The following is an 8,622-nucleotide window of genomic DNA, read 5'->3' as shown; positions in this document are numbered from 1 at the left end:
TTAGTGTGCTGATATGGCTCAGTTGGTAGAGCGCACCCTTGGTAAGGGTGAGGTCCCCAGTTCGACTCTGGGTATCAGCACCAGTTTTTAGGTTAATGTTCGGCACGTAGAAAAGAATTTGTCTGGCGGCTGTAGCGCGGTGGTCCCACCTGACCCCATGCCGAACTCAGAAGTGAAACGCCGTAGCGCCGATGGTAGTGTGGGGTCTCCCCATGCGAGAGTAGGGAACTGCCAGACATCAAATAAGTGAAAAGGCCATCCGAAAGGATGGCCTTTTTGCGTTATGTGTACTCAGAAAAGGCCAGATGACGGTGTCAACGCCCTATCCGACCTTTAGGATTGGTACCATTATTGGTCTGATAAATGTAGTGCCGTTATATGCAACTGGATGATAATATTAATGTATTACCTGCGATAAAAACGCTCGCGTACGTTCAGAACGTGGATTGGCAAAAAACTCATCCGGGGGTGCCTGTTCCACTATTTCACCTAGATCCATAAAAATCACTCTGTCGGCTACCGTGCGTGCAAAGCCCATTTCATGGGTGACACACAACATCGTCATTCCTGATTGCGCCAGGCCAATCATAGTATCCAGTACTTCTTTCACCATTTCAGGATCCAGCGCCGAGGTGGGTTCGTCAAACAACATAATTTTGGGTTTCATACACAGCGAGCGCGCAATAGCCACACGCTGCTGCTGTCCTCCGGAGATTTGTCCCGGGAATTTATGCGCATGTTCCGCAATACGAACCCGTTCAAGATAGTGCATGGCCAGAACCTCAGCCTCTTTCTTTGGCATCTTGTGGACCCAAATAGGGGCCAATGTACAGTTTTGCAAGACCGTCAAATGCGGAAAGAGATTAAAGTGCTGAAAGACCATACCGACTTCTTGCCTGACACGCTCAATATTGCGGATGTCTTCGTTGAGTTCAATCCCATCCACCACAATGCGTCCTTGCTGATGCTCTTCCAGATGATTAATACAGCGGATGGTTGTCGATTTACCAGAGCCAGAAGGCCCACATAATACGATGCGCTCCCCCTGTTTTACCTTCAGGTTAATATTCTTAAGAACATGAAACTGCCCATACCACTTGTTGACGTTTTCCAGCGTAATCATCGCGTCGGTAGACGGCATTAATAATTGGCTCATAAATTCCTCAGTGCGGTGTACGCCCGGTGTTAAAACGTTTTTCCAGATGCTGGCTGTAACGAGACATGCTGAAACAGAAAATCCAGTAAATCAGTGCGGCAAAAACGTAGCCTTCTGTCGACATCCCCAGCCAGGCGGGATCGACGGTTGCTTGTTGTACGCTACTAAAAAGATCAAACAGACCTATGATGATGACCAGGCTGGTATCTTTGAACAGCGCGATAATCGTGTTGACCAGGCCGGGAATAACCAACTTAAGCGCTTGGGGAAGAATAACCAGTCCCTGCGTCTTCCAGTATCCTAGTGCCAGTGACTCGGCGGCTTCATACTGCCCCTTTGGTAAGGCTTGTAATCCTCCGCGCACCACCTCCGCGACATAGGCAGACTGGAAAAGGATCACCCCAACCAGCGCGCGAATTAGTTTGTCGATGCTGGTACCTTCCGACATAAACAATGGCAGCATCACTGAGGACATAAACAGCACGGTGATCAACGGTACTCCACGCCAGAACTCAATGAAAATAACGGATAAAATCCGCACGACGGGCATATGAGAACGACGACCTAATGCCAGTAAAATTCCCCATGGAAGTGCACCGGCAATACCGACGGAGGCGATAATCAAGGTTAGCGTTAATCCTCCCCACTGCCGGGTTTCGACACGTTCGAGACCGAAAAAACCACCGTACATCAGCCACCAGACCACAATGGGGTAAACCACTGCCCAGACGGCGATATAGCGACCACGGTGGGAGATGGCTTTCCAGAACATCGGGGCGATAGAAAGCAGACCGATAACCAGGGCCAGATTTACTCGCCAACGCTGATCGTGTGGATAGAGTCCATACATAAATTGGCCAGAGCGTTCATGGATGAACACCCAGCAGGCTCCTGCTTTCGTACAATCTGCCCGGGTAGATCCTACCCAGTTCGCCTGTAGAAATGCCCAGTTCAATAGAGGGGGAATAAACGCCCACATTAACCACACGCACAACAGCGTGAGCAGGCTATTTGACCAACTAGAGAACAGGTTCTTGCGTACCCACAAAATAACGCGTCCTGCGTGATTACTGTTCTGGCGCGTGGGGTGAGACAGCAGTGCTTTTGTCATCATGGCTCCTTAGCGCTCAATCAGTGCGATCCGACGGTTATAAATATTCATCAACAGAGAAATGCTCAGGCTGATGATCAGATACACCGACATGGTAATGGCAATGGTTTCAATGGCCTGTCCTGTTTGGTTAAGTACGGTCCCAGCAAACAGTGAAACCATATCCGGGTAGCCGATGGCTGCAGCCAGGGAGGAGTTTTTTACGATATTCAGGTACTGACTGGTCAGCGGGGGAATGATGACGCGCAGCGCCTGCGGGATAATAACCTGGCGAAGGGTTACCGGATTTGGCAGCCCCAGTGAGCGTGCTGCCTCGTGCTGACCATAAGGCACGGCCTGAATACCTGCGCGAATAATTTCTGCAATAAATGCGGAGGTATACACCGAAAGTGCCAGCGTCAGCGCAGCCAGTTCTGGTATAAGCACCATGCCGCCACGGAAGTTAAAGCCGCGTAGTTCAGGCACATCCCAGTGTAGCGCTGCGCCAAAAATCCACTGTGAAAGCATCGGTAAAAAAGCGAACAGCGCCAGGGCCGTAGGCCAGGTCCGTCGTAACTGACCTGTTTTAGTCTGATGCATTTTATTAAAGCGAAATAACCCAATGGAGATGATGGCAGCAATCAGGGCTGCAGCGCAAAAGGCAACAAGACCCTCTGCCATTTGTGGTGCCGGAATATAGAGCCCGCGGTTGCTCAGGAATGCGATATCCAATGCGTTAACAGCCTGGCGTGGGCCAGGTAAATTACGTAACACAGCAAAATACCAGAAGAAGATTTGTAGCAGCGGGGGAATATTGCGGAACGTTTCGATATAAATCGTTGAGAGCTTGCGCAGTAACCAGTTATCCGACAACCGCGCCAGTCCGAGAAAAAAACCGAGAAATGACGCGAAAACAATGCACAGCGCTGAGACTAACAGTGTATTAAGCAGACCGACCAGAAAGACGCGGCCATAGGTATCGCCCTGCTCGTAATCAATCAGATGCTGAACAATGCCAAATCCGGCACTGCGATCGAGAAAAGAAAACCCCGAGGTAATACCGCGGCTGCTCAGGTTATTAATCGTGTTATGAATGAGGTAGACCGCAATGCTGACGACCGCAATGACGGCGAGTATTTGAAATAACCAGGCGCGGACCGCAGGGTTAGAAAAGGAGAATGATCCTTTTACGCTTGAGCGGCGATGGAGCATAAGAAAACCTCGGTAACTGTGACTCTGGGCTGAGCGCCGCAGCTGCGGCGCCCGTTACATCGCTACGGATTAACGCACCGGCGGTGCGTATTGGATGCCGCCGTTATTCCAGAGGTTGTTCTGTCCGCGTTTGATCTTCAGCGGGCTTTCCGATCCCACGTTACGTTCAAAGATCTCCGCGTAATTTCCTACCTGCTTAATAATATGGTAAGCCCATTTGTTATCGAGCTTCAGATCTTTGCCGTAGTCACCTTCTTTGCCTAGCAGGTGAGCCATATCCGGTGTTGCCGGGTTAGCTGCTTTTTCATCAACGTTTTTCGAGTTAACACCCATCTCTTCAGCGTTCAGCATGGCGAACAGGGTCCAGCGAACAATGGAAAACCACTCGTCATCTCCACGGCGGACGACAGGTCCCAGCGGCTCTTTGGAGATAACTTCAGGCAGGACGATCCATTCTGCAGGATTGCTTAGCTTGATTCGCAGGGCATACAGCTGAGACTGGTCGGAGGCAAGCGTATCGCAGCGACCAGATTCCAGTGCCTTGGCGGATTCGTCCGATCGGTCAAAGGTGACGGGGGTGTACTTCATGTTGTTGGCCTTAAAGTAATCGGCCACGTTCAGTTCGGTATCTGTACCTGCCTGAATACACACCGTTGCGCCATCCAGTTCTTTAGCGCTCTTCAGACCAGCTTTATTGTGGGTGAGAAAACCAATGCCATCGTAATACGTTACACCAGTAAAGGACATGCCCATACCAGCATCACGAGAAGAGGTCCAGGTGGTGTTACGTGAGAGAAGATCGACTTCGCCGGACTGTAACGCTGTGAAGCGTTCTTTGGCGGTGAGTGGAGTATATTTTACTTTTGTATCATCACCGAATACGGCAGAGGCAACACCGCGGCAAACATCGACATCAATACCCGAAAATTTACCGTTCGCATCGGCGTAAGAAAAACCAGGCAAACCATCACTGATACCACATTGTACAAATCCTTTTTTCTTTACGGCATCAAGCGTTGCGCCGGCATGTGCCTGATTTGCGATCGCAAGCATCACGCCGGCCGCAGCCAGGCTGGCTATTATCATCTTTTTCATAGAGCATCCTGTGTGGAGGAATTATTGTTATGGAGACGTTTTGAAAACGTCTTTTACCTGTCTGTGGCTTTGGCCATACTCTTCTAAGCAAAGGTAGTGCCAGTTTTTTGCGACCGAATATTCGACGCAATATGCAGAGTGTAGACAGGAAAAAATAAATGCAGCGCCCTGAAGTGGTGCAAAATTGAAACGTAAGCCACATTTCGGCGCAAAAAATTTAAAATTCAGACAGGACGCAGGATAACGATTTCGGGCGGTAATATTGATGACGTGAGAATAACGATAGGAGGACATGTTGTTACGAAGAATACAAAAAATGCTAATTTCACATCGCGGATATGTGAGTGGAATCTATAATAATCTTATTCTATGATTGATGTCTTACACCAACCTTTTGTCTTATATGATAATTATCATTCTGATTAAAAGCGCGGCAGGTACCGCGCTTTTAAGAGGATTCATTTGGTTAAGGCAACGATCCCAAGTGTTAGGCCGGCAATGGCAGCAGCACCACCGGCGATTGCACCTGCTGTTTCCCAGTTATCCTGCGTGGTGCCTTTCATACAGGTATTGGTATGAACCAAGCGGCCCTGATCGTCATAGACAGGTACGCAAGGAGAATCGTGTGCACAGCCTGCCAGTAATGCTGTCAGCAATGCAACGGAAATTAATCTTTTCATGGTGTTACCTCTAAAATAAACGTTTCGCTAATAAAGCAAAGACAAACGCAAAGCCATCTGCGAAATCGAAAGCTATTTTACCACCTCTTAAAAAAAGACTGACATGAGGAATAATCTCAATTCGTGTGGTTTGTAAACATAATGAATAAAGCAGATAGCAATAAATGCTTTTTTTCTGAGGGGTGGGAAAAATAAATGGCTATCTTATTAATAAATAAAGATCTCAATATCCGGTAAAAAGGCGTCCGTAGACGCCTTTATTTTACAAATTAATCATTGTGTCGACTAAAACGTCGTCTAACGACAACAAAGAAGACAGGAACGAAGAAGATAGCGAGCAATGTGGCGGTGAGCATTCCCCCCATCACACCGGTACCAACCGCATTTTGTGCGCCACTACCTGCGCCGCGACTGATTACCAACGGCATAACCCCCAGAATAAAGGCCAGCGAAGTCATCAGGATTGGGCGAAGACGCATGCGGGAGGCTTCCAGCGTCGCTTCAATCAAGCCTTTACCCTCTTTATCCATCAGGTCTTTGGCAAATTCCACAATCAGTATGGCGTTTTTGGCAGAGAGACCGATGGTGGTAAGCAAGCCGACCTGGAAGTACACATCGTTATTCATTCCGCGTAGCGACGCGGCCAGTAGCGCGCCCACAACACCCAGTGGAACCACGAGCATGACGGAGAAGGGGATCGACCAACTCTCATACAATGCGGCAAGGCAAAGGAAGACAACGATTAACGAGATGGCATACAACGCAGGTGCCTGGTTACCTGACAGGCGTTCCTGGTAAGACATACCGGTCCAGTCATGACCGATACCGGTTGGCAGTTTTTCTGCCAGGCTTTCCATCATCGCCATGGCTTCACCGGTACTTCTACCCGGTGCGGCTTCTCCCAGTAGCTCCATTGATGGCATACCGTTGTAACGTTCCAGCCGCGGTGAACCATAGACCCATTGAGAAGAGCTAAATGTTGAGAATGGCACCATTTCGCCATTGACGCTGCGGACATAGAGATTATTGATGTCTTCCGGCAACATACGGAATTTTGCATCAGCCTGGACGTACACTTTTTTCACGCGGCCGCGGTCAATGAAGTCATTGACGTAGTAGCCGCCCAGTGCAGCGGAAATGGTTTCGTTAATATCAGATAGCGAAACACCCAGCGCCTGCGCTTTTTCCTGATCGACATCCAGCTTGAACTGTGCGGTATCTTCCAGGCCATTAGGGCGTACACGAACCAGCAGGTCCGGGTGTTGGGCGACCATCCCCATCAACTGATTACGTGCCTGGGTTAACGCCGTGTGTCCCAGTCCTCCCTGGTCAATCAGCTCAAAGTCAAAGCCAGTTGCCGTGCCCAATTCAACAATGGCGGGCATGTTGAAGGGGAATACCAGACCATCACGAATCTGGCTAAAGGCGCGGGTCGCACGGGCAATAATCGATTCAACGTTATTTTCCGTTCCGCTACGCTCTTCCCAGGGCTTGAGGCTGACAAACGCCATCCCTGAGTTTTGCCCTTGTCCGCTGAAGCTAAAGCCGTTAACCGTAAAGACGCTTTCAACGTTGGCTTTCTCCGTGTTCAGGTAGTAGTGGGTGACCTGATCCAGCACCTTTTGGGTACGTTCTTGTGTTGCGCCAGCCGGAAGTTGAATCATGGTCAGGAATACGCCCTGATCTTCTTCCGGCAGGAAGGAGGTGGGTAGGCGCATAAACAGCACCGCCATTCCCACAACGATGATCAGATAGACGACCAGATAACGTCCGGTTTTACGAATAATGCCACTGACGCTATTGGTATAGTGGTTGACGCTGTGATCGAATTTGGCATTAAACCAGCCGAAGAAGCCGCTCTTTTTCTCGTGGTGCTCTGCTGACACCGGTTTGAGCAATGTGGCACAGAGCGCAGGGGTCAAAATCAATGCGACCAGTACCGAAAGTGCCATGGCAGAAACGATGGTGATTGAGAACTGGCGGTAAATTGCCCCGGTGGAACCACCAAAGAAGGCCATCGGGATAAACACCGCAGACAGCACCATGGCGATACCCACCAACGCCCCCTGAATCTGCGACATGGATTTCTCCGTCGCCTCTTTGGGGGGGAGATTTTCTTCTATCATCACGCGTTCAACGTTCTCGACCACCACTATCGCATCATCGACCAACAGGCCGATGGCGAGTACCATCCCGAACATCGTCAGGGTGTTTATCGAGTAGCCAAACGCTGCCAGTACGGCAAAGGTACCCAGTAATACGACGGGCACGGCGATGGTTGGAATGAGCGTGGCGCGGATGTTTTGCAGAAACAGGTACATCACGAGGAACACCAACACGATCGCTTCGAACAGTGTTTTCACTACCTCATGAATAGAGATGGTGACGAACGGCGTGGTGTCATATGGGTAAACAACCTTCATTCCCTGCGGGAAGAACGGTTGCAGTTCGACCAGTTTAGCTTTAATTGCGTTGGCGGTATCCAGCGCGTTAGCACCGGTAGCCAGCTTGATACCAAGGCCGGATGCCGGTTTACCGTTAATACGGGCAACGACGTTGTAGTTTTCTCCACCTAACTCAATGCGCGCCACATCCTTCAAGTGAACAACAGAGCCATCACTGTTCACGCGTAATGTCACTTTGCCGAACTCTTGAGGATCTTTCAGGCGTGTTTGCGCAATTATCGAAGCGTTAAGCTGCTGATTAGGTAATGCAGGTGTCCCGCCTAACTGGCCTGCGGCTATCTGATCGTTTTGCACCTTCAACTGGTTAATGACATCAACCGGTGTGAGCTGGTATTTGTTCAATAAATTCGCATCCAGCCAGATACGCATGGCGTACTGTGCACCAAACAGCTGCACGTCGCCCACGCCGTTTAAACGACTGATGGAATCTTTAACGTTTGAGGCGACATAGTCCGAGATGTCATCTTGCGTGGTCTGTGGATTGTCAGAAACAAAGCCCGCGACCATCAAAAAGCTGCTGCTTGATTTCTCAACGCCGATACCCTGCTGCTGGACTTCCTGTGGCAGTAATGGGGTCGCGAGCTGCAGTTTGTTTTGTACCTGTACCTGAGCAATATCAGGATCGGTGCCGGACTGGAACGTCAGCGTGATAGTCACGCTGCCAGCTGAGTCGCTGGTGGATGACATATACATCAGGTTATCGATACCGTTCATGTTTTGTTCGATAACCTGTGTGACCGTATCCTGCACGGTTTGCGCATCCGCACCTGGGTAGGTTGCGGAAATCGCAACGGCAGGAGGGGCAATAGTAGGATACTGCGCCACGGGCAGCTGCATGATTGCCAGCGCACCCGCCATCATCAAAATGATGGCCAGTACCCAGGCAAAGATAGGACGCCTAATAAAAAAGTTTGCCATGTCCTG

Annotated in this window: 6 protein-coding genes, 1 tRNA gene and 1 rRNA gene; 2 read left to right on the top strand and 6 right to left on the bottom strand. The window is 49.9% G+C overall.

The features are described from left to right. The first annotated feature begins 7 nt into the window (after positions 1 to 7). Positions 8 to 83, top strand: a tRNA-Thr gene (locus FCH32_RS16750). A 38-nt stretch (positions 84 to 121) separates the two neighbouring features. After that, positions 122 to 237: ribosomal RNA gene (gene rrf / locus FCH32_RS16745) — 5S ribosomal RNA — on the top strand. 160 nt (positions 238 to 397) lie between these two features. Here the strand turns inward: rrf and FCH32_RS16740 are convergent. The 6 genes from FCH32_RS16740 to FCH32_RS16715 form a co-directional block, all read right to left on the bottom strand. Beyond that, on the bottom strand, positions 398 to 1,156 hold the full coding sequence (locus FCH32_RS16740) for an amino acid ABC transporter ATP-binding protein (protein WP_096755448.1): 759 nt from the start codon (positions 1,154 to 1,156) through the stop codon (positions 398 to 400). 7 nt (positions 1,157 to 1,163) lie between these two features. After that, positions 1,164 to 2,267, bottom strand: coding sequence for an amino acid ABC transporter permease (locus tag FCH32_RS16735; RefSeq protein ID WP_174361230.1), 1,104 nt, complete (start codon positions 2,265 to 2,267; stop codon positions 1,164 to 1,166). A gap of 9 nt (positions 2,268 to 2,276) precedes the next feature. Then, entirely contained in the window at positions 2,277 to 3,458 is a 1,182-nt protein-coding gene (locus FCH32_RS16730) for an amino acid ABC transporter permease (RefSeq protein WP_174361229.1), read from the bottom strand. A 69-nt stretch (positions 3,459 to 3,527) separates the two neighbouring features. Beyond that, positions 3,528 to 4,553, bottom strand: coding sequence for an amino acid ABC transporter substrate-binding protein (locus tag FCH32_RS16725; protein WP_096755451.1), 1,026 nt, complete (start codon positions 4,551 to 4,553; stop codon positions 3,528 to 3,530). A gap of 458 nt (positions 4,554 to 5,011) precedes the next feature. Continuing rightward, positions 5,012 to 5,233 carry a lipoprotein gene (locus FCH32_RS16720; RefSeq protein ID WP_096755452.1) on the bottom strand — a complete coding sequence of 74 codons (222 nt, stop codon included), beginning with the start codon at positions 5,231 to 5,233 and terminating at the stop codon, positions 5,012 to 5,014. A 269-nt stretch (positions 5,234 to 5,502) separates the two neighbouring features. After that, the gene (locus FCH32_RS16715; RefSeq protein WP_174361228.1) at positions 5,503 to 8,616 is read right to left on the bottom strand and encodes an efflux RND transporter permease subunit; all 3,114 of its coding nucleotides are present in this window, start codon (positions 8,614 to 8,616) and stop codon (positions 5,503 to 5,505) included. Positions 8,617 to 8,622: the final 6 nt, after the last annotated feature.

Origin of the sequence: Citrobacter gillenii, assembly GCF_013337685.1 — a bacterium.
In the GTDB taxonomy this organism is placed as follows: Bacteria; Pseudomonadota; Gammaproteobacteria; order Enterobacterales; family Enterobacteriaceae; genus Citrobacter; species Citrobacter gillenii.
This window is presented reverse-complemented; position numbering and strand designations above follow the sequence as displayed.

Bases quoted from the DNA above. Each gene is read 5' to 3' on its own strand.
- FCH32_RS16720 (WP_096755452.1), bottom strand. From the start codon at position 5,233: ATGAAAAGATTAATTTCCGTTGCATTGCTGACAGCATTACTGGCAGGC.
- FCH32_RS16715 (WP_174361228.1), bottom strand. From the start codon at position 8,616: ATGGCAAACTTTTTTATTAGGCGTCCTATCTTTGCCTGGGTACTGGCC.
- FCH32_RS16735 (WP_174361230.1), bottom strand. From the start codon at position 2,267: ATGACAAAAGCACTGCTGTCTCACCCCACGCGCCAGAACAGTAATCAC.
- FCH32_RS16725 (WP_096755451.1), bottom strand. From the start codon at position 4,553: ATGAAAAAGATGATAATAGCCAGCCTGGCTGCGGCCGGCGTGATGCTT.
- FCH32_RS16730 (WP_174361229.1), bottom strand. From the start codon at position 3,458: ATGCTCCATCGCCGCTCAAGCGTAAAAGGATCATTCTCCTTTTCTAAC.
- FCH32_RS16740 (WP_096755448.1), bottom strand. From the start codon at position 1,156: ATGAGCCAATTATTAATGCCGTCTACCGACGCGATGATTACGCTGGAA.